At 65.8% G+C, this 1,129-nt stretch carries 1 pseudogene; it reads right to left on the bottom strand.

Annotated elements, in window-relative coordinates:
- Positions 1–1,063, bottom strand: a pseudogene (locus tag AC1DZP_RS36240) (strawberry notch C-terminal domain-containing protein); the annotation flags it as partial.
- Positions 1,064–1,129: the final 66 nt, after the last annotated feature.

Raw genomic sequence — 1,129 nt, 5'->3', positions numbered from 1 at the left:
GTCTGGATCCGGTAGACCTGGCAATCATGATCCGGCAAGCGCCGCCAGATCGGCAGCAGCAGACCCGTCACGATGTGAAAGGTGCTCGTGGTGAACTCCGGGACGGCGGCGACTTCTGCCTGCCACAGGTCGCAGAACAGTTTTAGGTCGGCCGGCTGCCAGTGGGTTTCGGCCAGGGCGTCGAGACCGAAGCGCACCTCATCCGTCGGCCGCAGCAAGCGCACGCGGTGCTCTATCGTGCCGTCGTCGAGCATCAGGCTCGCCGTCGGCAGCCGGATTGCCGCACGGCGGGAACGGGCGTTCACCAGCAAAACTGTTTGCGGCTCCGCCCGGACGATGGCCAGCGCGTCGACCAGGCCGAGCGGCCGGATACGGTCCTTGCGCGCGACGGTCAGCACATGCGACTGCGCGCCGGAGACCGGGTGCGCGTAGACGGTGCGACGATCGGTGACGACGATGCTCTCCGCCGTGATGGTCTCCAGGCCTTTGTCGTAGGAGCCGGCAGCGATCGCGCCCTCGACCTTCGCCGTCATCAGTTGCTCGAACACTTCGAACAGCAGGTTCTGGGTCTCGATGCGCAGCGCCAGCAGGCGGTTGAGCCAGGTCGTGATCGGCGGCAGCTCGTCGCGCAATCCGCCCTCGTCGGTCGTCAAAGACAGTCCGGTCACGGTCACGAAGGTCGTGAGCGAACACCCTTCGATCTTGCCCTGATACAGCAGCATGTAGAATTGGCGAAGTGCGGCCCGCGCGTACGGGCTTTCGAGATTGTCCTCGGCACGGAACAGCCCGGCACCACCGGTCTGGCGCTGGCCGCGCGTGATGGCGCCCAGCGTGTCGAGCCGTCGTGCGATCGTCGACAGGAAGCGCTTGCCCGCCTTCACATTGGCGGCCATGGGCCGGAACAGAGGATTCCGAGACCCTGGATGGCGTTGTCGGCGCGCCAGCCGGCTTCGAGCAGATAGTGCTTGCGTAGCCGCTGGTTCTTCACGCCGAGATCGGCGTGGTAGGAGCGCCCGGTGCCGCCGGCGTCCGAAAAAATCAGCACGCGCTTGTCGTCGTCCATAAAACTCTGGGTCTCGGCGAGGTTGGCCGAGCCTGGGCGATTCTCGACGGCAAGGCGGTCTATGCC

The sequence above is a fragment of the Mesorhizobium sp. P2_F8 genome (assembly GCF_056403655.1).
Note: the sequence above shows the minus strand (reverse complement) of the source record. Positions and strands in the feature narration are given on the sequence as shown.